The organism is Acidimicrobiia bacterium (genome assembly GCA_036396535.1).
In the GTDB taxonomy this organism is placed as follows: Bacteria; Actinomycetota; Acidimicrobiia; order Spongiisociales; family UBA5794; genus DASWKR01.
Genome location: DASWKR010000083.1, coordinates 59,104 through 83,153, shown reverse-complemented (window position 1 = coordinate 83,153; position 24,050 = coordinate 59,104). Strand labels below are relative to the sequence as shown.

Below are 24,050 nucleotides of genomic sequence, written 5' to 3'. Positions count from 1 at the left end.
TGCCCCTCGGCTCACGTTCATGCGCCCGACAGTCCCCTCAACGCCGTCTCCCGCTCTGCGGGGGACCGGCGAGCGGGCGCAGCCCCGAGCCGAGGGGGTGGCTGGGAGGGGGTGGACCCGTGCCCCTCGGCTCACGTGCATGCGCCCGACAGAGCCCTCAACGCTGTCTCCCGCTCTGCGGGGGACCGGCGAGCGGGCGCAGCCCCGAGCCGAGGGGGTGGCTGGGAAGGGAGTGGGATCACTGTTGGACCTCCGCCAATTTCCCCTATCCAGGTGTGACTAATCTTGAGTCGATGGCTGCCCCTCTGCTCGAGATCGAGAACCTCCACGTGGCCGCCGGTGACAGCGAGATCGTCCGCGGCGTCGATCTCGTCGTCGACCGCGGCCAGATCCATGCCCTCATGGGGCCGAACGGGTCGGGGAAGTCCACCCTCGCCAACGTGCTGCTCGGCCATCCGGGATACCTCGTGACCGAGGGCAAGGTCCGTTACAAGGGCGAGGACATCGCCGGGTGGACGCCCGACAAGCGCGGCCGAGCAGGCATGTTCCTCGGCTTCCAGTACCCGGAGGAGATCCCGGGCGTCTCGGTCGTCAACTTCCTCAGAGCCGCCCTCTCGAACAGGACGGGGACCGACTACACGGTCCTCGAGCTCCGCCTCAAGGTGATGGACGTCATGAAGGAGCTCGGCATGGAGTCGAGCTTCGCCGACCGCTACCTCAACGAGGGGTTCTCGGGCGGCGAGCGCAAGCGAAACGAGATCCTGCAACTGGCGGTCCTCGAGCCCGAGTTCGCCGTCCTCGACGAGACCGACTCCGGCCTCGACATCGACGCCCTGCGAACCGTCGCAGAAGGCGTCCAGAAGGTCGCATCCGAGCAGAACGGCATCCTCATCATCACGCACTACCAGCGGATGCTCGACTTCATCACTCCCGACGTGGTCCACGTCTTCATGGACGGGCGCATCGCGGCCACCGGGGGGCCGGATCTCGCCAAGGAGATCGAGGAGAAGGGATACGACGCGTACCGGCCGGTAGGGGCGGGAAGCTGATGCTCGACGCGGCCGCCATCCGCAAGGACTTCCCGATCCTCGAGCGAGAGGTCCACGGCAAGCCGCTCGTCTATCTCGACTCCTCTGCCACGACGCAGAAGCCCCTCCAGGTGATCGACGCCCTCGACCACTACTACAGGACGACGAACGCCAACGTCCATCGTGGAGCCCACACGCTGGCCCAGGAGGCGACGGACGCCTACGAGGGCGCCCGAGCGAAGGTCGCCTCGTTCATCCGAGCGGCGACGCCGCGTGAAGTGATCTTCACAAAGGGCACCACCCACGGGCTCAACACGGTGGCATACGGCTGGGGCCTGGAACAGCTCGGCGAGGGCGACAGGATCCTGCTCACCGTCATGGAACACCACTCCAACCTCGTCCCGTGGCAGATCATCGCCCGCCACACGGGCGCCGAGCTGGTCTACCTCGACATCGCCGCCGACTACACCCTCGACCTCTCGGGACTCGAAGACGTCCTCGACGAGCGTGTCAAGATCGTGTCGGTCTCCGGGATGTCGAACGTGACCGGCACGATCGGCCCCGTTGCCGAGCTCGCAGAGGCGGCCCACGCGGTCGGGGCGATCGTCGTCGTCGACGGCGCCCAACTCGTGCCGCACCTTCCCGTCGACGTCGACACGCTCGGTGCCGACTTCCTCGCCTTCAGCGCCCACAAGATGCTCGGACCGACGGGCGTCGGTGCCCTGTGGGGTCGAGCAGAGCTGCTCGAGCGCATGGAGCCGTTCGAGGGAGGCGGAGAGATGATCAGCGACGTGCAGCTCCACGAATCGCGCTGGGCGCCGTTGCCGCACAAGTTCGAGGCCGGCACACCGCCCATCGCCGGGGCGATCGGCTTCGGGGCGGCAGTGGACTACCTGACGGGCGTCGGCATGGACGACGTGCGAGCCCACGAGATCGAGATCACCCGTTATGCCCTCGAGCGCCTCGCAGAAGTCCCGGACCTGAAGGTGTACGGGCCTGCCGATCTCGACAGCCGCGGCGGCGCCGTCAGCTTCGAGCTCGCAGACATACACGCCCATGACCTGGCGACGATCCTCGACGAGGAGCAGGGGGTCGCCGTCCGCGCAGGCCACCACTGTGCCAAGCCGCTGATGCGGCGTCTCGACGTCGCGTCGACTGCACGGGCCTCGTTCTACATCTACAACGTGCCCTCCGACGTCGACGCTCTCGTCTCGGGTCTGATGCGTGCCCGCCAGATCTTCGGTGTCGGGTGACCGGGAATGCTCGATGTGCGATTTCGTTCCAGAGAGCGGAGGTGACCAGGACCCATGGCTCTCGATGAGTTGTATCGCGAGGTGATCCTCGACCACTACCGCAACCCGCGCCGCAAGGGCACTCTCACCATCCCGCACATCCACGCCGAAGGCCAGAACCCGTCTTGCGGGGACGAGTTCTCACTCGACATCGCCGTCGACGACGGGAAGGTCGTCGACGCCGCCATCCAGGGAATCGGCTGCTCGATCTCGCAAGCATCCGGATCGATGATGGCCGACGCCATCGTCGGCCGGACCGTTCCGGAGATCACCGACCTCACCAGGCAGTTCAAGCGGATGATGTCCATAGAGGACGGTGACAACCCTGTCGACGGCTCGCGACCCGGGTCCGTGCTCGGCGACCTCGAGGCTCTCCAAGGGGTCCGCAAGTTCCCGGTCCGCATCAAATGCGCCGACTTGCCGTGGGCTACGCTCGAAGACGCGCTGGCACAGCTGGAGGGGGCGAACAAGGGGCATGGCGACTCCGAAACCTGACTACGACGCCACCACGGCACTCGTGGTGGTCGACGTGCAGAACGACTTCGCGGACGCCAGCGGATCTCTCTACGTGCGCGACGGCGAGAAGGCCATCCCGTACATCAACCAGGAGATCGAGGAAGCCGAGCGGGCGGATGCCTTCGTCGTGTACACCCAGGATTGGCACCCGGATGCGACACCCCATTTCGCCAAGTACGGGGGGGACTGGCCGGTCCACTGCGTCGCCGACACCTGGGGTGCCGAGCTGCAGCGCTCGCTCCTCGTGGCCGGGCCCTCGGTTCGCAAAGGGGTCGGTGGGGAGGACGGCTACTCGGGCTTCACCATTCGTGATCCGAGGACGGGTGAGGAGTCCCCGACGGAGCTCCTGTCGTTGCTCCGGGAGCACTCGATCGCCAAGGTCGTCGTCGTCGGCCTCGCCACCGACTACTGCGTGAAGGACACGGCGATCGACGCCGCCAAACTCGGGTTCGACACCACGGTTCTCGCCAACTGCATCAGGGCCGTTGACCTGGAACCGGGCGACGGCTCCCGAGCGATCGCCGACCTCGTCGCCGGCGGCGTCGCGATCGCCTGAGCTCGTCAGGCGCCGAGACGCGCCTCGCGGATGAGCCGAAGCTGCAAGTCCTTCATCTTCTCCGTGAGCGAGACGTGGTACACGTGCGGGTTGACGAGGCGGCGAACGCCCGGGTCGAGGAGAGCGACATCGGCCCTGCGCCTCGCCCGCATCTCGTCGATCGTCGGTGCGCTCGTCGCGGCTCCACGAAAGACCGGTGTGAGCAGCTCCTCGACCGACGCGATCTGTGAGGCATGGAGGGCGCGTGACACGCCCTCGCGGTGTGGATGGCGCAGGACGATGGAGTCCATCTCGCGGAGGTCCTCGTCCGGGCAGGAGACCACGTCGGCGGTGGCGAAGCCACGGTCGTCCGTGACCCTCCAGAGGCGCTTCTGACCGGGAGCCGGCACCTTCTGCGGCGTATCGGACACCTTGATCGCAGGCACCCAGTCGTCCTCCCCCTCGATCGCCACCAGCTTGTAGACGCCGTCGAGGGCGGGGTCGCCGTGCGACGTGAGCAGCCGAGTGCCGACCCCGTAGACGAGCCGGCTCGCCAGCTTCCCGGCGTCGACGCCGTAGCGGGCAGCCTCGTCGTGGATCTGGCTGAGGATCTGCCAGATCGCCAGCTCGTCGAGGTTGCTCGACAGGACGATCGAGACGTCGGAGAACCCGGCAGCGTCGAGTTGGGCCGCAGACTGGATCGCCAGATAGGCGAGGTCACCCGAGTCGAGGCGAATGCCGACCGGCTCGTGGCCCGCTTCCCGCAGTTCCCGGAACACCTCGATGGCGTGGGGCACGCCACTGCGGAGCGTGTCGATCGTGTCGACGAGCAGGAGGCAGTCGTCCGGATATTCCCTGGCGTACGCCCGAAACGCCTCGATCTCACCGCCGCCGATGGCCATGAACGCCTGCACCATCGAATGGGCGTGGGTTCCCTTCGGGTCGAAGCCGAGCGCATAGGAGATGCCGACGTTCGACGTGTAGTCGGCGCCGCCGATGAGGGCCGCCCTCCCGCCCGTGTTCACGCCCTCGGCGGGACCGCGGCGCATGCCGAACTCGATGATCGGGCGCCCGTGGGCGACGTCGGCCAGCCGCGACGCCTTCGAGGCGATGAGTGTCGCGTAGTTGCAATGATTGAGGAACGACGTCTCGAGGATCTGGGCCATCGCCAGCGGCCCGGTGATCACCGCCACCGGCACCAACGGGTGGACCACCCGTCCCTCGGCGACTGCGCTCACCTCGATCTGCCCGAAGTGGCCGTTGGCGCGCAGCCAATCGAGGAAGTCGTCCCCGAACAGGGGGTCGCCCTTGACGCCGAGCTGACCCGCCAGCAGCGCCAGCTCCCGGTCGCCGAAACGGGCAGCCTCCATCCACTCGAGCAGCGGGCCGAGCCCGGCGAAGACGCAGTACCCGGCTTGGTGGGTTCCGTAATCCGGGTAGCTGCGGAACGAGTAGTCGAACTGGGCCTTCCGCTCGTGGATGCCTTCGCGGAAGTACAGCTGCGCCATCGTCAGCTGGTACAGATCGGTGAACAGGACTCCCTCGGTCACCGGCAGCGGCTCCATCGGGCCAGATTAGGAGCGGGCGAGAGCGGTCCGGCATTCGGTCGGGGTGATCGAACGAGCGCTGATCTGGTGGGGCCTGTTCCTGCGTCCCTCCATCGCATCGTTGCGATGGAGGGACGCAGGAACGGAAACAACGGGGGTAGCTTGCGAGGGACGCGTCACCCGCACGCCCCGTCTGTGGCGTCTCAGAGGCGAGATGACCGACGAGGAGATCTACCGCAAGTACGCCGACGACCTGATGCGCTTCGCAACAGGGCTGGTCGGACCGTTCGACGCAGCAGACGTCGTGACGGACGCTTGCTTGCGGGCCTTCGGCTCGAAAGGATGGCCATCCGTGTCGAACCCGAGGGCGTATCTCTACCGCTCGGTCCTGAACCAAGCACGATCGCATCATCGCAGCACCATGCGACGACGCATCAGGGAGCACAAGGCGGCGGCTCCGGAGGCCGCAGCTCCCGTGAACATCGACGTCGACGTGCTCGCAGCGGTCGACCGACTGAGCGTGCAGCAGCGCGCCACAGTGGTACTCACGTACTGGGAAGACCTGTCCCCCGCCGACACGGCGGCCCGGCTGGGTGTGTCCGAGGGGTCGGTGAAGCGCCACTTGGCGCGAGCTCGCGCACGACTCAAGGAGCTGCTCGATGAGTGATCGACACGACACCAAGATGCGCGAGCTGACGTACCGTCTCATCCAGATGGCTCCGGAGGCTCCCCCGTTCCCGGAGGAGACCATGGTCCAGTTGCGACCTTCCCCATCGTCCCAGTCCACCCCACCCCGGAGGCGCTCTCCACTGCTGCTCGTCGGCTTCGCGGCTGCCGCGGTGCTGCTGATCGTCGGCATCCCGCTGTTGGTCAGCAGGCTGTCGACGGAGCCGGCGCCGCCGGTCACGACGCCCGTGCCGACCACGACGCCCGACACGACGATCGTCACCCCGCCGAACGGTGAGCCGACACCCGTGACGCTGTACTTCGTGGGGGACCCGGTGTCTCCCGAGGACCCGGCCCCCGTGCTCGTCCCGGTGCACCGACTCGTGGTGCCGCTCGTCGCCGACGGAATCCCCGTCGACGAGGCAACCAACGGCGATTATCTGCGCGCTGCGATCCACGCCCTCGTGGCAGGGCCGACGGCAGACGAGATCGCCCTGTACCCGTCGCTCGCATCCGAGATCCCGCCGGACACAGAGGTGCTGGGCGTCACGCTCGGCGAGGCCGGGGCGGGTGACGCCTCGGCAGACACGCGCCTCACGATCGACCTCAGCTCGACATTCGAGGCGGGTGGCGGATCGGCCACCATGTTCGCCAGGCTCACGCAGGTCGTGTTCACGGCCACCCAGTTCCCCGAGGCCACCGAGGTCGTCTTCGAGATCGACGGCGAGCCCGTGGAGGTGTTCTCGGGCGAGGGCATCGTCCTCGACGGACCGGTGGTCAGAGCCGACTACCTCGACCAGGGGATCGTCGGCCAGGTCTTCGTCGACGCACCTGCGGTCGGGGCCACGGTCGGCTCGCCGTTCACCATCACAGGCATCGCCGACGTTTTCGAGGCAACTGTGGCGTACGAGGTGACCGCAGACGGAACGGTGATCGCCGATGGCTTCGCCACCGCCACGTGCGGCACCGGCTGCTGGGGCGACTACTCGATCGACATCGACTACACGCTCGACGCCGACACCGAGGGCCTCGTCACCGTGTTCACCCACTCGGCGGAGGATGGACGCCGCATCGACATCGTGAGTCACCCTGTCACGATGCTGGCGAGCTCCGGCGGCGCGACGACGCAGCCTCCGGGACAAGAGGGGCCCGTCGACGACTCTCGAGCGGCAACTGAGGCGGAAGCGGCGATCATGCAAGCGCTCGTCGACTTCTCCCGAGCCGCCGGAGCGTTCGACAGTGTCCCCCTGGCGCCTGAGGTGTCGCTCGGATTGGGCATCGACATCGTCGAGACGATTCCGCGGGCCGATCTTGCAAATCCGTCGCGCTGGGTGCTCGGCGCTGACGGCTTCAGGGCGAGAGCGGGCACGGTCTCGCTCATCGACCTGCTCGCCTCCGAAGACATCCGACGCACGGTGACCGGCGAACATCCCCGATGTGCAGCGGAACCGACCGGTACTCCCGGTGGGCTCGACGGATACCTGAGGATCAGTACGCAGCCGTTGGATGCCGTGAGTTGTATCGACTGGTATTCGATCGACCTCTTCGTCGACGCGGACGGACAGATCGTCGCTGTGACCCTCGACCTCTACGAGCCGTAAGCACGTCGCAAGAACGTTGGTTCTTTCCAGCGCTGCCAATCGAGGCCCCGATTTCTCCGCGAGGGGGATCGGGGCCTCTCTGTAGAGTTTGTTCTACTGAGGAGACGAACCCAGCCACGACGCGAGGAACGAACAGATGACGCACGACCCCTTCCAGGCGAGAGCCACGATCGAAACGCCGCTCGGGGAGCGCGTCGTGTGCCGCCTCGACGCCCTCAGAGACCTCGGGGACATCGACTCGCTGCCGTACACGATCAAGGTCCTCCTCGAGTCGGTGCTCCGCAAGCACGACGGCGTGATCGTGCGTGACGACGACGTGCAGGCGCTCGCCCAGTACGACGCCTCCAAGGTGGAGGAGACCGAGGTGGCGTTCACGCCCGGCCGGGTCGTCCTCCAGGACTTCACCGGCGTGCCCGCGGTCGTCGACCTGGCGGCGATGCGCAGCGCCGTCGTTCGGATGACGGGCGACGAGGCGGCGGCCCAGAAGGTCAACCCCCTCGTACAGAGCGACCTCGTCATCGACCACAGCGTGCAGGTGGACGCCTTCAACAGCGGCATGGCACTCCAGATCAACTCGGAGCGAGAGTTCGAGCGCAACAGGGAGCGCTACGAGTTCCTGAAGTGGGGTCAATCGGCCTTCGACAACTTCCGAGTCGTCCCGCCTGCGACCGGAATCGTTCACCAGGTGAACCTGGAGTACCTCGCCAAGGTGGCGTGGGACGACGGGGTCCACCTCTTTCCCGACAGCCTCGTCGGCACCGATTCGCACACGACGATGATCAACGGTCTCGGCGTGGTCGGCTGGGGGGTCGGAGGCATCGAGGCCGAGGCGGCGATGGTCGGCCAGCCGATCTACATGCTGCTGCCCGAGGTCGTCGGGTTCGAGCTGACAGGAAGGCTCGCCGAGGGCACGACCGCCACGGATCTGGTGCTCCGGGTCACCCAGATGCTGCGCGAACACGGCGTCGTCGGGAAGTTCGTCGAGTTCCACGGCCCGGGCTTGGCCGACATGCCGGTCGCCAACCGGGCGACCATCGCCAACATGTCGCCCGAGTACGGAGCAACGGTCGGGTTCTTCCCCGTCGACGACCAGACACTTCGGTACCTCCGTCTCACAGGGCGGTCAGAAGCGCTGGTCGAGACCGTCGAGCAGTACTACCGGCTCCAGGGAATGTGGCGCGACGATGCACACGACATCGTCTACAGCTCCGACCTCCGCCTCGACATGTCGACGGTGACGCCATCGCTCGCCGGGCCGAAGCGCCCCCAGGACCGGATCGACCTCGCCGGGATGAAGGACCAGTGGCGCTACGACCTCGCCCAGACGTTCGGGAAGGCCGCTCCGGCGGGTCCGGGCACGGTGGAGGAGATGGTCGACGAAGGCGGAGGCGTCGTCGGCGAGGCGACTCCCGACGGCGACGGTTCCGTGGAGGTGGAGTACGACGGGAGGCGGTTCCTCCTGGAGCACGGCGACGTGGTCATCGCCGCCATCACGTCGTGCACCAACACCTCGAACCCGGACGTCATGGTCGGTGCCGGCCTCGTCGCCAGGAAGGCACGTGAGCGAGGTCTTTCGAGGAAGCCGTGGGTGAAGACGTCGCTGGCGCCGGGCTCGAAGGTGGTCACCGACTACCTCACCGAGAGCGGGCTCATGGACGACCTCGAAGCCATGGGCTTCTACCTCGTCGGCTATGGGTGCACGACGTGCATCGGCAACTCGGGGCCGCTTCCGGAGCCCATCAGCTTTGCCATCAACCGCCACGATCTGGTCGTCGCCTCCGTGCTGTCCGGCAACCGCAACTTCGAGGGCCGCATCTCTCCCGACGTGCGCGCCAACTACCTGGCGTCGCCCCCGCTCGTCGTCGCGTACGCGCTGGCGGGCACGGTCGACATCGACCTCACGAGAGAGCCGATCGGCTACGACGGCGACGGCCGACCGGTCTACCTCGCCGACATCTGGCCGAGGCCCGGGGAGGTCGAGGAGGTCGTGGCCCGGTTCGTGAGAACGGAGCAGTTCTCCACCGAGTACGGAGCGGTGTTCGAGGGCTCGGAGGAGTGGCAGGCGATCCCGATGACGGGGGCGGCGCTCTACGAGTGGGATCCGGCCAGCACGTACATCCAGGAACCGCCCTTCTTCGAGGACCTGGGACGAGATGTGGCGCCGATCCGGCCCATCGCGAGAGCCAGAGTGCTGCTGAAGCTCGGGGACTCCGTCACGACGGACCACATCTCTCCGGCAGGATCCATCGCCCCGGATTCTCCGGCGGGACGCTTCCTCCTCGACCACGGGATCGAGCGCTCGATGTTCAACAGCTACGGGTCACGGCGAGGCAACGACAGGGTGATGACACGGGGCACCTTCGCCAACATCCGCATCCGCAACGAGCTCGCCCCCGGCACGGAGGGTGGCTACACGACGGACTTCACCGACGGCACCATCAAATCGATCTACGAGGCGAGCCTCAGCTACCAGGCGGCAGGGACGCCGCTCGTGGTCCTCGGCGGCAAGGACTACGGCATGGGCTCCTCACGGGACTGGGCGGCCAAGGGGACGTTCCTGCTCGGCGTGAAGGCCGTCATCGTCGAGAGCTTCGAGCGGATCCATCGCTCCAACCTCGTCATGATGGGGGTGCTCCCGCTCACCTTCGCCGACGGCGAGAACGCCGCCACGCTCGGGCTCGACGGTACCGAGACGTACTCGATCGACGTCGACGACCACCTCCAGCCCCGTCAGCAGGTCATGGTGACTGCCACGAGACCGGACGGAACGAGCGTCCAGTTCGCCACCACCTGTCGCTGCGACACCCCGGTCGAGGTGGAGTACCTCCGCAATGGCGGCATCCTCCACATGGTCCTGCGGCGTATGGCGGCCGGCTGATGTCCCCCTTCCGTTCCTGCGTCCCTGCATCGCACACATGCGATGAGGGGACGCACGAACGAGTGGACAGCCTAACTCTATATATGTAGAGTTACGACATGCCTCGTGACAGAAAACCGTCACCGCAGACCCGGAAGGTTCTCGCCGCACTCGCCGCCGACCCGGCCGCGTGGCGACACGGTTACGACCTCGCTCGGGAGACGGGCCTGGCATCCGGTTCGCTCTACCCGATCCTGATCCGGCTGGCAGACCGGCGTCACCTCGAATCGCGATGGGAAGACGGGGTCGACGGGAGGCCGCCCCGCCACTCCTACCGGCTCACGTCCACCGGGCTCGCCGTGGCCACCGCCGCCGAGGCCCGGCGCCTGGTTCCGCGAACCGCGGAGGGTCGCGCGTGAGCCGCCTCCACCGCGCCATCGCACGGCTGATTCCCGAGCCGCATCGTGAGTGGCTCCTGGCGCACGACAGCGAAGGGGCGTCGATCGAGGGTCGGGCGGCGCGACTTCGCTGGATGCTCGGCGCTCTTCCGATCGCCGGCCGGGCCATCGCATCACAGGCGGTCCACGACCCACGCTCGCTCCTTGGAGGTGCACTCATGAGAACCGTCGTCGTCACGATGTCCCTCCTCGTCGCCGCCGTCGGGACCATCGTGCTGGGTGCGTACGCCCTCATGACGGAGCACCCGGCGACGATGCTCCCGTTCGCACTCGTCCCGATCGTCCAAGGCGCCTTCACCCTCTTGTTCGCCCTCGGCAAACTGAACAAGCTCGGCGGGATCGCCCGGCTCCTGGAGTTGTCCGGCAGCACGCTCGCCCTCAGCGTCGGCGCGGTCGGCTTCGCTTACGGGGTGGTCGTCAACCTCACGCCAATGAACGTCGACCCCGAATACGCCCCGATGGCTGTGAGCCTGCTCGTGGCGATGCACGGTTTGATCGCCCTGCTGGCGTTCGCCCCGACGTCCGCCGAACCGGTCGGCGCCTGACCGTCCCCTTCCGTTCTTGCGTCCCTGCATCGCACACATGCGATGAGGGGACGCACGAACGAGAGTGGGACCAGAGACCTACTCGACGACTCCCCCTTCGGTGAGTCGCTTCAGGTCGAGCAACTCGTCGACCTGCTCGGCAGTCAGCCAGCCCTTCTCGATGACGACGTCTCGCACGTTGCGGCCCGAGGCGAACGCCTCCTTGGCGGCGACCGCCCCCTTGTCGTAGCCGATGTGGGGGTTGAGCGCGGTCACCACGATGATGTTGCGCTCGGCCAGCTCCCTGGCACGCTCGACGTCTGCCTCGATGCCCTCGATGCACCGCTCCCGGAACGTGTCTGCGGCATTGGCGAGCAACGAGATCGACTCGAGCAGGTTGTGGGCCATGACCGGCATCATGACGTTCAGCTCGAAATTGCCGTTGGCACCCGCCCACGTGATCGTCGTGTCGTTCCCGATCACCTGCGCGGCCACCTGCATCATCATCTCGGCCATCACCGGGTTCACCTTGCCGGGCATGATCGACGAGCCCGGTTGCAGTGACGGCAGCCTGATCTCGGCGATGCCGGTGCGCGGTCCGCTCCCCATCCAGCGCAGGTCGTTGGCGATCTTGAAAAGCGACTGGGCGACCGTCTTGAGGGCCCCGGAGGCGCTGACCACGGCGTCCTTGGCACCTTGCGCCTCGAAATGGTCCTCTGCCTCGCGGAAGGCGTAACCGGTCACCCGCGCCATCTCGACGATGACGGCGGCTGGGAAGCCGTCAGGGGCGTTGAGCCCGGTTCCGACGGCCGTGCCGCCGAGCGCCAACTCCTCGAGCTCCTCCAACACCCGCTCGATCCGATTGGCCCCCTTCTCCACCTGGGTGGCGTAGCCGCCGAACTCCTGGCCGACCGTGACCGGAGTGGCGTCCATGAGGTGGGTGCGACCCGACTTGACGACATCGGTGAACTCTGCCGACTTGGCTCGCAGAGCCCTGGCGAGGCCGTCGAGGGCAGGGAGGAGCTCTTCCCGGATGGCGGCGACGGCCGCCACGTGTATCGCAGACGGGATGACGTCGTTCGAGGATTGCCCGAAATTGACCTCGTCGTTCGGGTGGACGAGCTTCGAGCCGAGCTCTCCTCCAAGCAGCTCGGTCGCTCTGTTGGCGATCACCTCGTTGGCGTTGGTGTTGGTCGACGTCCCCGAACCGGTCTGGAAGATGTCGAGGACGAACTCGTCGTCGAGCGCACCGTCTCGAACCTCGTCGGCCGCTCCGGCGATGGCGCCTGCGTGGTCCGGATCGAGATGCCCCGCCGCTGCCGAGACCCTCGCCGCCGCCCCCTTCAGCAGGCCGATCGCCCAGATGAACCGCCTGCTGAAGCGGAGATCGGAGATGGGGAAGTTCTCGACGGCGCGCTGCGTCGACGCGCCGTAGTACGCCCCATCGGGGACGCTCACCTCGCCCATCGAATCGCGCTCGATGCGCACGCCGCTCCTGACTCGCCGCCGCTTGCGAGCCTAATCCGCCTTGCCGAGCCTCTCAGATGACGAAATCGACGATGACGAGCAGGAACGCAGCCGCAGTGGCGGCGAGGATCACGTGCCGCATGACCAGCCACCGCGAGCCGACGGCGGCCAGGTCGGAGGCCTCGCGTATCGGCTCGACGCCGTATGCGAGGGAACGGAGCAGCCGATCCCGATCGGTGCGGCGGCCCCGGGCTTCGTCGACCGTAGCCGTGGCCTCGATGGGAAGGATCCTGTCGACACGCTCCTGGAGAGGACGGGCCAGCCTGTAGAGCACCCACAACACGACGACCCCGGCGACGATCGTCAGCCAACTCCGAGTGAACGTCAGCGCCGCCAACGCGAAGAGCCATCCGATCCACAGGCGAGAGAGGTCACGCAGGTACTGGATGGCGTCCTCACGGTTCGAGAAGTGGATGCCCGCCATGACTCAGGGGAACTCCGTCGTGTCTTCGGGAGGCGCCGGATCGGAGCCGGGACTACTGCGCAGCTCGTCGTAGCCGGTCGCCTCGAGCTCCTCGGCCACCTCCGGCCCTCCCGACTTCACGATGCGGCCGTCGATCATCACGTGGACGCGGTCGGGCCGCATGTAGCGAAGGATGCGGCTGTAGTGCGTGATGATGAGGAGCCCGAGAGAGTCCGACCTGAGCCCTTCGACGAGCCCTGCCACCTCTCTCACCGCGTCGACGTCGAGGCCTGAATCGATCTCGTCGAGGATCGCTACCTTCGGGGCCGCGACGGACAGCTGGAACATCTCGGATCGCTTCTTCTCCCCGCCGGAAAGACCGAGGTTGAGCGAACGCCCCCGAAAGCGCTCCATGCCGAGGCGCTCGGTGGCATCGGAGACGCGCTCGTCGAAGTCCCCGATCTCGAGGGCGGATCGCATCTCCCCGAGCAGGTCGTCGAGTGTCACACCGGGCACCTCGACGGGGTACTGGAACGCCTCGAACAACCCTGCCCTGGCACGCTCGTCGACGCCGAGTCCGAGCAGCTCCGTGCCGTCGACCGCCGCCGAGCCCTCGGCGTCGAACTCGTCCTTGCCCATGAGCACGTGGCACAAGGTCGATTTGCCAGACCCGTTGGGGCCCATGAGGGCGTGCACCTCGCCAAACGGCACCTCGAGGTCGACGCCCTTGAGGATGCGGACGTTGCCGACGCCGGCGTGGAGGTCACCGACACGGAGGGCGGCGGTCATCGGGCCTCCTCGGCGACGGACTCGACAGCGAGGTACACGTCGCCGGCGTCGTCGACGGTGACGGCATACACGGGGACCGGCTTCGTCGCCGGGAGCGCCCCCGGCTGACCGGTGCGAACGTCGAACGCGGATCCGTGCCTCGGGCACTCGACCTCGTAGTCGAAGAGCTCCCCCTCGGCGAGGGACGCCTCGGCGTGGCTGCACCTGTCGCCGATCGCATAGACGTCGTCCCCGATGCGAAACACGGCGATGCGGTGCTCGCCGATCTCGACGCGAACCCCGCGCCCGTCCGGCAGGTCCGAGAGGTTGGCGATGCGCCGCGGCTCCATCAGACCCTTCCCTCGCGTTGCGCCGTGAGGAACTTGCCGTTGATCCAGCGCCTGATCGGCTCGGCGACCCGCTGGTCGGGAAAACGACCCAGGGCGTCCTCGAAGAAGCCCCGCACCTGCAGCCGGTCGGCGGCGGTGCGCTCGAGGCCCCGGCTCATCAAGTAGTAGCGCTGCTCGGCGTCGAGCGGGCCGACCGTCGAACCGTGGCCACACTTGACGTCGTTGGCCAGGATCTCGAGGTTCGGGACTGATTGAGCGGCTGCCCCCTCGCTGAGTATCAGATTGCGGTTCGTCTGATAGGCGTCGGTTCGCTGCGCCCCCTCGTCGATGCGGATCAGGCCGGTGAACACGGAGAGCGCCGTGTCCTCGACAGCCCCCTTGAGGAACATGTCCGAGCTCGTGTTGAGGCCGGCGTGGTGCATGAGGTAGCGATAGTCGAGTACCTGATCCCGCTCGCCGAAGTAGGCGCCGATGACGTGTGCGCTCGAGCCCCGGCCCTCCAGGTCGATGGCGAGCTGGAACCTGGCGAGCTTCCCCCCCAGCCCCGCCTCGGCGAGCCGAAGCGTCGAGTCCCGCCCGACCCTGGCGCGAGCCTGGGCGATCCCTACGGTGCGGTAGCCCCAATTCTGCACGAGTGAGACGGCGAGATTGACTCCGTCCCCGAGATGGAGCTCGAGGTGCGGCACGACGACGGCAGCCGTTTCGTCTCCGGACCGGTAGTTCACGACGACGGACGCCTCGGCGCCGTCCTCGCAGTCCACGACGACGTGCGGCAGCGAGAGAGCGTCACCGGTCGCCTGGACGTCGACGTAGACCGGCTCGGCCAGTGCGACCCCCGACGGTACCTTGACGACCAGGCCGTCGTGCGAGAAGGCGACGTGTGCGGCGGAGAACTTGTCGAGGTCTGCGTGCACGAGAGTGCCGTATCGAGCGTCGATCCAGCCATCGTCACCGACCTCTCCCACCGATGTCACGGTGGCCGCCGATGCAGATTGGGCCGTCGTCACCGTGCCGTCGACGATGGAGGCGACTCCGGAAGGGTTGCCGATGCCGGCGGCGATTCCGTCCTCGGGCCGGGAGAGGGGGATGCCGGCGCCATTCGCCAGCTCCAGCTCTGCGAGATCGAAGTCGAGGTCGACGTAGCGCCACACCTCCTCGGTCGACGACGGCATCGCGAGCTTCTCGTAGATCTCCCACGCCTGCTGGCGGCGCCTTGCCAGGCCTCCCGGCCCGGCGATGGAGGCGCGCTGCATGGCTTCGTGGTCGAGTCGTGACAAAGAGAGGGCTCCTCGGGGTTGCCTCGAAGGATAGAGGGCGCCGTGATCGCAGCCCAAAGAGACCCGTTCCGGCTGGGCGGCGGATTTGGCTACGGAGAGTGACGAGCGTATGGTCTCGCTCCACATCGGCGCCCCTGCCATCGGCGCCCTTCCTCATCCTGGGGTATCTCCCGATGATCCGCAGACTCTCGATCTTGCTCGCCATCGTCCTGGCGTCGACTGGCGTGCTGGCGACGGCGGCAGGCGCCGCCGGCTCCGCGGACGAGGACTTCGTGCTCGCCTATTTCCCGATCGACGACCTCGACGTCCACTTCACGAACGACTGGGGGGACTCGCGCTCCGGCGGGAGGAGCCACCGCGGCACCGACGTCTTCAGCCCGAAGGGGACCCCGATCCTGGCGGTTGCCGACGGGTTCGTGGAGCAGATGAAATACGGGCCGACGTCCGGATGGGCTCTGTACACCCGACACGCAGACGGTTTCGAGACGTGGTACATGCACCTCGACAACGACACCCCGGGCACCGACGACGGTGAAGGAGGTGCCGCCACGGCGTTCGCCGCAGGCATCGAGGTCGGCGACTTCGTCTCAGCCGGCGAGATCGTCGCCTACGTCGGTGACTCGGGCAACGCCGAGTCGGCGTCTGCACACATCCACTTCGAATTGCACCGCGACGGGGTGGCCCGCAACCCGTTCAGCTACTTGCTGGCGTCCCAGGATCGCTATCTGAAGACGCTCGAACTGGCGAGCGTGATCAGGTAGCGACGAGCTCGGCAGCCCTGCGCAAGGCGGCGTCGAGCATCTCCTCGGTGAGGCGCCCGGTGAACGTGTTCTGCTGGCTCGGGTGGTAGGACGCCAGCACGTGCCTCCCGTCGGCGAGCGGCGTTGCGAGCCCGTGTGCGAAGCGGGGCCGCGGCTTCGGCACGGTCGCCCGCTGTGAGAGGTACGCCCACACCGCCTGATAGCCGAAGGCACCCAGGGCAAGGAATACCCGACCGGCACGCAGCATGTCGAGCTCGGCGTGGAGCCAGGCCGCGCAGTTGTCTCTCTCGGACGGGGCGGGACGGTTCCCCGGAGGGGCGCACTTGACCGCCGCGGTCACCCAGGCATCCGTCAGCACGAGATCGGAGTCTCGCCTGACCGAACGCTCGTGTGACGAGAACCCGGCGCGGTAGAGGGCTCTGTAGAGCCAGTCCCCCGACCGGTCACCCGTGAACATCCTCCCGGTCCGGTTCGCTCCGTGGGCTGCCGGGGCAAGGCCGACGATGACGAGCCTCGCCTCCGGGTCGCCGAATCCGGGAACGGGACGACCCCAATACTGCTCATCGGCGAACGCCGCCCGTTTCTCGGAGGCGACGCGCTGGCGCCACTCGACGAGGCGCGGGCACCGCACGCACTCGATGAGATCGGCTTCGAGGTCTCCGAGCGTCACCGGTCGATGACCGGGGGAAGATGGCCCAGGTCGAACACGGTGTTGGCCGACCACAGCATCCACCCCATGTCGCGATCCTCGGCGATCTGCTGGATCGAGAGGATCTCGTCGTCCGTGATGAAGGCCCGCTGCAGCCACGGCCGGTAGATGCTGAAGCCCTCGAGCTTCGGGATCCCGGCGTCGAGGGTGTTCGTGACCAGCTCCTCGACGTGCTCGTTCGGGTCGTCGTAGCCGCCCCAACCGGGTGGGTAGGTGTAGGAGTAGATCATCGGCGACAGCACGTCGACGTGGCTCGAGAGGGGTCCCGGCTGCTGGCCGATGCCTTCGTCGCTCGGGCTCCCGAGCGTGATGGCGAAGATGTCGGCCGCCACCGCGCACCCCATCGGGTTGAGCAGGCCGTGGGCCTTCTCGAGGAATGCGCTGATCGTCTCGATCCGCCTCTGCTGCTTGGGCTCGCTGTAGTAGGCGTCAGAGGTCAGCTCGTCGAACTCGAGCACCGAGATGTCCCCGTCCGACGGGAAGCGGACGTAGTCGAACTGGATCTCGTCGAAGCCTCGCCGGCACGCCTCTTGGGCAACGGCCAGCGGGTAGTCCCACGAGGCGGGATCGGTTGCGTCGAGCCATGTGACCCCGTTGTTGTTCTCCCATGGCCGGCCGGTGTTCTTGTTCCGGGCGGCGAGCTCGGGCTGGGCGCGCGGAAGGAAGTCGTCCTGGAACGTCGTGATCCTCGTGATCTTGTAGAGGTCGAGCTCGTCCATGTCGGCGATCACCTGGTCGATGTCGTACCTGACGTCGACGGCGCCCACCTCGTGCGCCAGGGCGAGCTCCATGTCCCAGAAGATCGTCCCCCCCTCGTCCTTCGTGTCGATCACGAAGGCGTTGACGCCGGACTCGCCGGCCAAGTCGAGGAGGTGATCCCACACGGCGGGGTCGCCCGGCTTGTCGCCGCCGACGCGCAGCGCCCGGATCATGCGGGGCTGCATCGAGATCTCCATGCGCTCTTCCGTGCCGTCCCACACGACGGTTTGCGGCTCCCACGCCGGCCGGGTGAGCACGAGCTCGCTTCCATGAGCCCTGACGAAGGAGAAGCGCCCGTTCTTGTTGGTCGTGGTCTCTTCTCCCCCGAGGGTCACGGTGGCGGCAGGGAGGGCACGTCCATCCGGGGTGACGACCGTTCCGTTGAGCACCACAGGGTCGAGACGCACCTCGGTCTCGAGACCCACCGGCAGGACCACGATCGGGAAGGTGGCCGGGTGGAATCCCTGAGCGCCGATCGTCAGCTCGAGAGGCGCGTCGTGCCATTCGACGATGGCGCGGCCCGACTCGTCGTGCTCGAGCATGCGTCCGGCGACGGTCACGTCGGCGTCGACCGGGGTGAGGTCGTCGGCCGCCAGCACGGTCACGGCGATCTCGGGCGGAGGTGGATCGGGCGTCCGAACGCCCTCGCCCGCAATCATGGAAACCGGCCCGGCACATGCCTGGACCGCCAGCGCCGCCAAGGCGGCGACGATGATCGCTCTCCGATTCAGTGCAACTCCCGAAAAGCCCGATGACCAGGGCGGCTCGCGCCGTGCCCCAGCCGTGCCAGGGTAACAAGGGGGCGCAGCAATGGCGCCACCCCCGCCGTTGCGAGCCATGCAAACCCGTGATACGTTGCCCTTCCAGGCTTCCCGATGGCGCTCGTCTGGCGTCGGAGCCCGGAGAAGGAGGGGGGCGTGGCCAAGAAGGCCCGCGATGTGGCGGCTGCCGACGCAGTCGGCATCTACCTCGAGGAAGTGTCGGAGCACACCCTGCTCACGGCCGAGGACGAAGTTCGCCTGGCTCGAGCGATCGAGATCGGCCGCAGAGCCGAGATCAGACTGGCCTCGGAACCCGTCCTCGACGGAGTGGAGAGAAGCGCCCTGCGCCGCGAGGTGCGCGCCGCCGAGGATGCCAAAGCCGAGTTCATCCGGTCGAACCTGCGTCTCGTGATCTCCATCGCCAAGCGGTACACCGGTCGCGGCCTCGACCTCCTCGACCTCATCCAGGAGGGGAATCTCGGGCTGATAAGGGCGGTCGAGAAGTTCGACTGGCGCAAGGGCTTCAAGTTCTCGACGTACGCCACCTGGTGGATCAGGCAAGCGATCTCGCGAGGCCTCGGCAACCACGGCAGAACGATCCGGCTGCCGGTGCACATGGTCGATGTCGTCCGCACCGTTCAGGAGACCGAGCTGTCGCTGCAGGAGCATTACAGACGGCGCCCGACCGTCGAGGAGATCTCGGAGCTCAGCGGCCTCGACGAGGACAAGATCGTGATCGCCCTCAGCGCGCCGGGCGATTGCGTCTCCCTGGAGCGCCCGGTCGGCGAGGACGGCGACGCACAACTCGGCGACTTCGTGGAGGACGACCAGGCCGTCGACCCCTTCGTGGTGGTGCTCGAAGACGATCGTCGCACCGAGCTGCAGAAAGCGCTGGCGATGCTCGACCCGACGGAGCGCGAGATCATCTTGTCCCGCTACGGCCTCACGGGGGAGATGCCGCGCACGCTCTCCGACGTCGGCAAGTCGCTCGGCATGACGAGGGAACGCGTCAGGCAGATCGAGACGAAGGCGCTCTCGAAGTTGCGCCATCCGATGAGCATGTACGACCTGGAGAGCCTCCTCTAGGGTCTCGATTGCGTCGAACACGTGTTCGACTACGCTCGTCGGCATGTCCGACAACCTGCGCTGGAGCCTGGCCGATCAGCCGTCGCCGCAGCTGACCCTCTTCGACGAGGTTCCCGTGCGGACGGTGGGCAAGGGCGCATACCGAGGCCTCGAGTTCCTCGAGGTGAGGGCCAAGACGCTCATCAACGAAGTCCCGGCCGGGCCCCTTCCCTTCCGCTACACGATCAACGTGTACCGGGGATGCAGTCATGCATGCGTCTACTGCCTGTCCGGCGATACGCCCGTACTCACGGCGGACGGCAGACTTGCGGATCTACGCGACGTGCGGACCGGCGACGTCGTCGTGGGGACGGAGCGTCGAGGTAGGTATCGCCGCTACGTCGAGAGCACCGTGCTCGACCACTGGACGACCACGGCCCGCGCCCACCGCATCACGCTCGACGATGGAGCCTCGCTCATCTGCGGGCCCGATCACCGCTTCCTCACGGACCGCGGTTGGAAGTTCGCAACCGGTGCTCAACAGGGGTCGTCGCGCCGGGCGCATCTCACGCCGTCGAATCTGCTGATCGGCCCCGGCGGAGCGACGGATCGCCCGAAGGAGAACGAGGGATATCGTCGTGGCTACCTGTGCGGCATGATCCGAGGCGACGGGCACTTGGGGACGTACAGGTACCCGGCACCGGGCGGCGCACACCGGGTCGTACACCGCTTCCGTCTCGCTCTGATCGATTCCGAGCCGCTCGATCGGGCCGAGGCATACCTGCTAGCTGCCGGCGTAACGACGCGACGCTTCGAGTTCTCCGCTGCAACGGCGACGCGAAGCGCGATGCACGCCGTCCGCACCTCGCGTGCATCCGCTGTGGATGCGATCCGTGACATCATCGCCTGGCCGGATATCGTCGACGATGATTGGTCCAGAGGCTTTCTCGCCGGGATATTCGATGCCGAGGGAAGCTACAGCCAGGGCGTCTTGCGGATCGCCAACACGGATGGCGAGTTGATCGACCGAATCCACGGCGGGCTGCGTCGCTTCGGCTTCGACGCCGCCAGCGACCCAGGTGCCCAACGCCAGAAGCGGGTCACGTATGTCCGCATCCGCGGGGGCCTGATGGAGCATCTCCGCTTCCTCCACACCGTCGATCCGGCGACGACCCGCAAGAGGACGTTCACCGGGCGAGCCGTGAAGAACGCGGTGAGGCGGGTCGTTGCAATCGAGCCACTTGGATTCGAGATCCCCATGTACGACCTCACGACCACGACCGGTGACTTCGTCGCAAACGGCGTCATCAGCCACAACTGCTTCGCTCGCCCGACCCACGAGTACCTCGGGCTCGGCATCGGCGCCGACTTCGACTCGAAGATCGTCGTCAAGGTCAACGCACCCGAGCTGGCGCGAGTCGAGCTGCACCCGGGCCGCTGGGGCGGTGGCGGGATCGCCATGGGGACGAACACCGATCCGTACCAGGCGGCAGAGGGCAAGTACCGGCTGACCCGCGGCGTGCTCGAGGCCCTCGGCGAGAGGAAGAACCCGTTCTCGATCCTGACGAAGTCGCCGCTCGTGTTGCGCGACATCGACCTTCTCGTCGAGGCGGCCAAGGACGCGGACGTCAAAGTCGACTTCTCGGTCGGCACCGTCGACGAAGAGGTTTGGCGGGCCACCGAGCCGGGCACGGCGCACCCGCGCAAGCGGATCGAGGCGGTGGCGCGACTCAACGAGGCGGGGATCCCTTCAGGCGTGCTCATGGCACCTGTGCTCCCGGGAATGAGCGATCGCAGGGACCAGCTGGCGGCCGTGGTCGCTGCCGCCGTCGACGCCGGGGCGCGGTTCATCGCTCCCATGTACCTCCACCTGAAGCCCGGGGTCAAGGAGCACGTCATGGGCTGGGTCGAGCGCGAACGCCCCGACCTCGCAGACGATTATGGGCGGCGCTACGCGCAGCGGGTCCGGGCTCCGAGGAGCGCCGAGGCCCACCTCGGTTCGACGGTGGCAGAGCTGGTCGAGGAGATCGCCCCGGCAGGCCACCCGGCCCGCCGCAGCAGGCAGACCACGCCGAGCGTCAGGAAGCGCTCTTCCCAACCGCGGTTGCGCCTGGACGGGCCTCCAACTTCGGAAGCACCGACTTGAGCTTGGCAACGCCGTCGACAGTCGAATAGGCGTCGTACGGAAGCTCGGGCATCCAGGTGGAGAAGAGGCGCTCGTTGTCCTCCCGGTACAAGGCGACGAGCTTCTCGCGTTCGGCATCGCTCAAGATCTTGGCCGCCGGGTAGCCGTCCGTGGAGAACTGCTTCTTCAGGAAGCGGCGCACCGCGTCACGCTCTTCCTTCGTGTCGAGGTGGGGGTTCATCGCTCGCGCCAGGTCGAGGGCCTTCTGCGAGTACGACCTGTTGGCGGAGGGATCCTTCGCGAACTCCGAGTAGTCGAGCTTGCCGTCGAGGCCCACGTTCGACAGGTAGTCGTCGAGGTAGGCCAGCGAGCCGCCCGAGATGATCTCGAAGGGCCTGACGCGCATCGAGTCGACGCGCCGGACCTTGGCGATGCGGTTGGCGAGCTCGTAGTACCGCATGACCGGCTCGTCGATGAACGGAAACTGCTCGCGAATCGAGTGTGACAGGCCCTTCTGGACCTCCCACAGATAGCAGGACTCGATGAGCCGGTCCTGGCGGCGGGTGTACAGGGCGACGTGGACCTCTCCGGGATCGAGGGCATCGATGATCTCGCCCATGGCTGCCTCGGTCTGGGGACGGAACACCGGATAGTCCCCTTCGGACGGCATCCGGGCCCCGACCATCCGCTCGTTGCTCACGAGCACTTGACGCACCGGCTCGCCGGACTTCCTCTCGACGGCCTCGATCTCGGAGTCGACGAGCGACCGGAACTCCTCGAGGAAGAGGGGCGCCTCGAGGCGATTGGCCGTGCGACGCGCTGCCCAGACGCTCTCGTGCCTGAGCTTCTTCATCTGCTCGATGGTGATCAGGGCGACGCCGTTGGCGCGCAGCTGCCTGCGCAGCGCCGCCAGCGCCACCTGGAGCGTCGTCGTGCCCGTCTTGTGGATCCCGACGTGCAGAACGACTCGAGGAATGCGAGAAGCCAACCGACCTCCTGAGTCGCAGGGGATTGTACAGGTGGTGACCGCCATGGCGATCTGCACCCCACATCGCCGCGTGGTGACCGGGTGGCCTCCGGTTGCCACCCACGGAACGACCGGCCCTCTACCATGGCGGTCTCGACGACCCTGGACGAGCCCTGGAATCCTCAGCATGAGAGTGACTGCCGCCATCCTCGCCGCGGGCAGCGGCGTCCGTCTCGGCTCGGACACACCCAAGCAACTGCTCAGGGTGGCCGGAAAGAGCGTGCTCGAGCACACGATCGACGCCTTCGAGTCGATCGAAGAGGTCGACGAGATCATCATCGTCACCCGCGGTGACCTCATCCCGTCGGTGCGAGCCATCGTGGCGGCTGCCAAGGCGACGAAGGTGGACCGCGTGCTCTCCGGGGGGGTCACCCGAAACGACTCGACGAGAGCGGCCCTCGATGCCCTCGCCGACCAACCGGACGGGAAGCTGCTCCTCCACGACGCGGTTCGGCCGTTCGTCGACGCCAGGATCATCCGCGAGTGCATCGCTGCCCTCGACGAGGTGGACGCCGTCGACGTCGCCATCCCGTCCGCCGACACGATCATCGAGGTCGACAACGTCAGGATCCAAGCGATCCCGGAGCGGGGACGCCTGCGGCGCGGGCAGACCCCCCAGGGGTTCCGATTGCCGGCGCTCCGCAAGGCATACGAGGCTGCCGCCGCCGACCCTTCCTTCGCGGCGACCGACGACTGCGGCGTCGTCGCCCACTACCTGCCGGATACCGAGATCAGGGTCGTCGAGGGATCCGAGACGAACATCAAGATCACCCATCCGATCGACGTGTACCTCGCCGACAAGCTCTTTCAGCTCAAGATGCTCGAGCATGGTGCGTTCGACGCCGACGAGGTCGCCTCCCGCATGCAGGGCAGGCACCTCGTCGTGTTCGGAGGCTCGTACGGGATCGGCGCCGAGATCGGCGCGCTCGCCGAGGAGCTCGGCGCCCATTGCCACCTGCTCAGCCGGTCGACCACCGGAACCCACGTCGAGGACATCGGAGACGTGCGAGCCGCCCTCGAGAAGATCCACGCAGACGCAGGGAAGATCGACTACGTGGTCAACACCGCAGGGCTGCTGCGGATCAAGGCGATCAGCCAGCAGTCGGACGACGAGATCGAGCAGATCCTGCGCGTCAACTACCTCGGCGCCGTGAACGTCGCCCGGGCGTCGTTCCCGTACCTGACGGCCTCCAGGGGCAACCTGTTGTGCTTCACGTCGAGCTCGTTCACGAGGGGCAGGGCCCATTACTCGATCTACTCGTCGTCGAAGGCAGCCGTCGTCAACCTGGTACAGGCGCTCGCAGACGAGTGGGCGGACCTCGGCGTGCGGATCAACTGCTTGAACCCCGAGCGCACCCTCACCCCGATGCGAACCAGCAACTTCGGCAACGAGGACCCCGAGACGCTGCTCACGGCGAGGCGAGTCGCCGAGGCATCGCTCCAGACCCTGGCGAGCGAGGTGACCGGCCAGGTCATCGACGTGCGCCGCTGACG

22 protein-coding genes are annotated in these 24,050 nt (G+C 67.2%); 13 read left to right on the top strand and 9 right to left on the bottom strand.

Going from position 1 to position 24,050, the window contains the following annotated elements; translation table 11 throughout:
• The first annotated feature begins 293 nt into the window (after positions 1-293).
• From sufC (VGC47_14610) to VGC47_14595, 4 genes are read left to right on the top strand one after another with little or no spacing between them, the layout of a single operon-like run.
• Positions 294-1,049 carry a Fe-S cluster assembly ATPase SufC gene (sufC, locus tag VGC47_14610; protein ID HEX9856540.1) on the top strand — a complete coding sequence of 252 codons (756 nt, stop codon included), beginning with the start codon at positions 294-296 and terminating at the stop codon, positions 1,047-1,049.
• Positions 1,049-2,281, top strand: a complete 1,233-nt coding sequence (locus VGC47_14605) for a cysteine desulfurase (protein HEX9856539.1) — start codon at positions 1,049-1,051, stop codon at positions 2,279-2,281. The genes sufC (VGC47_14610) and VGC47_14605 overlap by 1 nt, the downstream gene beginning before the upstream one ends.
• A 54-nt stretch (positions 2,282-2,335) precedes the next feature.
• Positions 2,336-2,815, top strand: coding sequence for an SUF system NifU family Fe-S cluster assembly protein (locus tag VGC47_14600; GenBank protein HEX9856538.1), 480 nt, complete (start codon positions 2,336-2,338; stop codon positions 2,813-2,815).
• A complete protein-coding gene (locus VGC47_14595) occupies positions 2,796-3,392 on the top strand; it encodes an isochorismatase family protein (protein HEX9856537.1) in 597 nt (198 codons plus the stop codon). The genes VGC47_14600 and VGC47_14595 overlap by 20 nt, the downstream gene beginning before the upstream one ends.
• Positions 3,393-3,397: 5 nt before the next feature.
• On the opposite strand, the gene VGC47_14590 is transcribed toward VGC47_14595, so the two are convergent.
• Positions 3,398-4,936 (bottom strand): nicotinate phosphoribosyltransferase, encoded by a 1,539-nt coding sequence (locus VGC47_14590; GenBank protein HEX9856536.1) that lies wholly within the window; start codon positions 4,934-4,936, stop codon positions 3,398-3,400.
• 196 nt (positions 4,937-5,132) lie between these two features.
• Here VGC47_14590 and VGC47_14585 point away from each other — a divergent pair, with 196 nt between their 5' ends.
• From VGC47_14585 to VGC47_14565, 5 genes are all read left to right on the top strand, one after another.
• Positions 5,133-5,585, top strand: a complete 453-nt coding sequence (locus tag VGC47_14585; GenBank protein ID HEX9856535.1) for an RNA polymerase sigma factor — start codon at positions 5,133-5,135, stop codon at positions 5,583-5,585.
• Positions 5,578-7,185, top strand: a complete 1,608-nt coding sequence (locus VGC47_14580) for a Gmad2 immunoglobulin-like domain-containing protein (protein HEX9856534.1) — start codon at positions 5,578-5,580, stop codon at positions 7,183-7,185. Before VGC47_14585 ends, VGC47_14580 begins: the two co-directional genes overlap by 8 nt.
• Before the next feature lie 136 nt (positions 7,186-7,321).
• Positions 7,322-10,063 carry an aconitate hydratase AcnA gene (gene acnA, locus VGC47_14575; GenBank protein HEX9856533.1) on the top strand — a complete coding sequence of 914 codons (2,742 nt, stop codon included), beginning with the start codon at positions 7,322-7,324 and terminating at the stop codon, positions 10,061-10,063.
• 98 nt (positions 10,064-10,161) lie between these two features.
• Positions 10,162-10,461: a helix-turn-helix transcriptional regulator gene (locus VGC47_14570; protein HEX9856532.1), complete on the top strand. Its 300-nt coding sequence runs from the start codon at positions 10,162-10,164 to the stop codon at positions 10,459-10,461.
• Positions 10,458-11,045 (top strand): hypothetical protein, encoded by a 588-nt coding sequence (locus VGC47_14565; GenBank protein ID HEX9856531.1) that lies wholly within the window; start codon positions 10,458-10,460, stop codon positions 11,043-11,045. The genes VGC47_14570 and VGC47_14565 overlap by 4 nt, the downstream gene beginning before the upstream one ends.
• A 78-nt stretch (positions 11,046-11,123) precedes the next feature.
• On the opposite strand, the gene VGC47_14560 is transcribed toward VGC47_14565, so the two are convergent.
• From VGC47_14560 to sufD, 5 genes are read right to left on the bottom strand one after another with little or no spacing between them, the layout of a single operon-like run.
• Positions 11,124-12,512, bottom strand: a complete 1,389-nt coding sequence (locus VGC47_14560) for a class II fumarate hydratase (GenBank protein HEX9856530.1) — start codon at positions 12,510-12,512, stop codon at positions 11,124-11,126.
• 52 nt (positions 12,513-12,564) lie between these two features.
• Positions 12,565-12,975: a hypothetical protein gene (locus VGC47_14555; protein HEX9856529.1), complete on the bottom strand. Its 411-nt coding sequence runs from the start codon at positions 12,973-12,975 to the stop codon at positions 12,565-12,567.
• A 3-nt stretch (positions 12,976-12,978) separates the two neighbouring features.
• Positions 12,979-13,743, bottom strand: coding sequence for a Fe-S cluster assembly ATPase SufC (gene sufC / locus VGC47_14550; GenBank protein ID HEX9856528.1), 765 nt, complete (start codon positions 13,741-13,743; stop codon positions 12,979-12,981).
• Positions 13,740-14,072: a non-heme iron oxygenase ferredoxin subunit gene (locus VGC47_14545; protein HEX9856527.1), complete on the bottom strand. Its 333-nt coding sequence runs from the start codon at positions 14,070-14,072 to the stop codon at positions 13,740-13,742. Before VGC47_14545 ends, sufC (VGC47_14550) begins: the two co-directional genes overlap by 4 nt.
• Positions 14,072-15,349, bottom strand: a complete 1,278-nt coding sequence (gene sufD / locus VGC47_14540; protein HEX9856526.1) for a Fe-S cluster assembly protein SufD — start codon at positions 15,347-15,349, stop codon at positions 14,072-14,074. Before sufD ends, VGC47_14545 begins: the two co-directional genes overlap by 1 nt.
• A gap of 173 nt (positions 15,350-15,522) precedes the next feature.
• Here sufD and VGC47_14535 point away from each other — a divergent pair, with 173 nt between their 5' ends.
• Positions 15,523-16,110, top strand: coding sequence for a M23 family metallopeptidase (locus VGC47_14535; GenBank protein HEX9856525.1), 588 nt, complete (start codon positions 15,523-15,525; stop codon positions 16,108-16,110).
• Here VGC47_14535 and VGC47_14530 read toward each other — a convergent pair.
• Together VGC47_14530 and VGC47_14525 are read right to left on the bottom strand one after the other, a co-directional pair.
• Positions 16,103-16,780, bottom strand: coding sequence for a uracil-DNA glycosylase (locus tag VGC47_14530; GenBank protein ID HEX9856524.1), 678 nt, complete (start codon positions 16,778-16,780; stop codon positions 16,103-16,105). The genes VGC47_14535 and VGC47_14530 overlap by 8 nt on opposite strands.
• Positions 16,777-18,279, bottom strand: coding sequence for a putative glycoside hydrolase (locus VGC47_14525; GenBank protein ID HEX9856523.1), 1,503 nt, complete (start codon positions 18,277-18,279; stop codon positions 16,777-16,779). The genes VGC47_14530 and VGC47_14525 overlap by 4 nt, the downstream gene beginning before the upstream one ends.
• Before the next feature lie 216 nt (positions 18,280-18,495).
• Here VGC47_14525 and VGC47_14520 point away from each other — a divergent pair, with 216 nt between their 5' ends.
• Together VGC47_14520 and VGC47_14515 are read left to right on the top strand one after the other, a co-directional pair.
• Positions 18,496-19,425, top strand: a complete 930-nt coding sequence (locus VGC47_14520; protein ID HEX9856522.1) for a sigma-70 family RNA polymerase sigma factor — start codon at positions 18,496-18,498, stop codon at positions 19,423-19,425.
• 43 nt (positions 19,426-19,468) lie between these two features.
• Complete coding sequence (locus VGC47_14515) at positions 19,469-21,550, top strand: radical SAM protein (protein ID HEX9856521.1); 2,082 nt, start codon at positions 19,469-19,471, stop codon at positions 21,548-21,550.
• Here the strand turns inward: VGC47_14515 and VGC47_14510 are convergent.
• On the bottom strand, positions 21,483-22,517 hold the full coding sequence (locus VGC47_14510) for a hypothetical protein (protein HEX9856520.1): 1,035 nt from the start codon (positions 22,515-22,517) through the stop codon (positions 21,483-21,485). The genes VGC47_14515 and VGC47_14510 overlap by 68 nt on opposite strands.
• A 166-nt stretch (positions 22,518-22,683) precedes the next feature.
• On the opposite strand from VGC47_14510, the gene VGC47_14505 reads away from it, so the two are divergent.
• Entirely contained in the window at positions 22,684-24,048 is a 1,365-nt protein-coding gene (locus VGC47_14505) for a bifunctional cytidylyltransferase/SDR family oxidoreductase (protein HEX9856519.1), read from the top strand.
• The last annotated feature ends 2 nt before the right edge of the window (positions 24,049-24,050 follow it).

What these genes read in the sequence shown, in the direction of transcription:
- VGC47_14545 (HEX9856527.1), bottom strand. Translation starts at nt 14,072, where the DNA reads ATGGAGCCGCGGCGCATCGCCAACCTCTCGGACCTGCCGGACGGGCGC.
- acnA (HEX9856533.1), top strand. Translation starts at nt 7,322, where the DNA reads ATGACGCACGACCCCTTCCAGGCGAGAGCCACGATCGAAACGCCGCTC.
- VGC47_14570 (HEX9856532.1), top strand. Translation starts at nt 10,162, where the DNA reads ATGCCTCGTGACAGAAAACCGTCACCGCAGACCCGGAAGGTTCTCGCC.
- sufC (HEX9856528.1), bottom strand. Translation starts at nt 13,743, where the DNA reads ATGACCGCCGCCCTCCGTGTCGGTGACCTCCACGCCGGCGTCGGCAAC.
- VGC47_14555 (HEX9856529.1), bottom strand. Translation starts at nt 12,975, where the DNA reads ATGGCGGGCATCCACTTCTCGAACCGTGAGGACGCCATCCAGTACCTG.
- VGC47_14535 (HEX9856525.1), top strand. Translation starts at nt 15,523, where the DNA reads ATGATCCGCAGACTCTCGATCTTGCTCGCCATCGTCCTGGCGTCGACT.
- sufC (HEX9856540.1), top strand. Translation starts at nt 294, where the DNA reads ATGGCTGCCCCTCTGCTCGAGATCGAGAACCTCCACGTGGCCGCCGGT.
- VGC47_14605 (HEX9856539.1), top strand. Translation starts at nt 1,049, where the DNA reads ATGCTCGACGCGGCCGCCATCCGCAAGGACTTCCCGATCCTCGAGCGA.
- VGC47_14505 (HEX9856519.1), top strand. Translation starts at nt 22,684, where the DNA reads ATGAGAGTGACTGCCGCCATCCTCGCCGCGGGCAGCGGCGTCCGTCTC.
- VGC47_14580 (HEX9856534.1), top strand. Translation starts at nt 5,578, where the DNA reads ATGAGTGATCGACACGACACCAAGATGCGCGAGCTGACGTACCGTCTC.
- VGC47_14590 (HEX9856536.1), bottom strand. Translation starts at nt 4,936, where the DNA reads ATGGAGCCGCTGCCGGTGACCGAGGGAGTCCTGTTCACCGATCTGTAC.
- VGC47_14595 (HEX9856537.1), top strand. Translation starts at nt 2,796, where the DNA reads ATGGCGACTCCGAAACCTGACTACGACGCCACCACGGCACTCGTGGTG.
- VGC47_14600 (HEX9856538.1), top strand. Translation starts at nt 2,336, where the DNA reads ATGGCTCTCGATGAGTTGTATCGCGAGGTGATCCTCGACCACTACCGC.
- VGC47_14585 (HEX9856535.1), top strand. Translation starts at nt 5,133, where the DNA reads ATGACCGACGAGGAGATCTACCGCAAGTACGCCGACGACCTGATGCGC.
- VGC47_14515 (HEX9856521.1), top strand. Translation starts at nt 19,469, where the DNA reads ATGTCCGACAACCTGCGCTGGAGCCTGGCCGATCAGCCGTCGCCGCAG.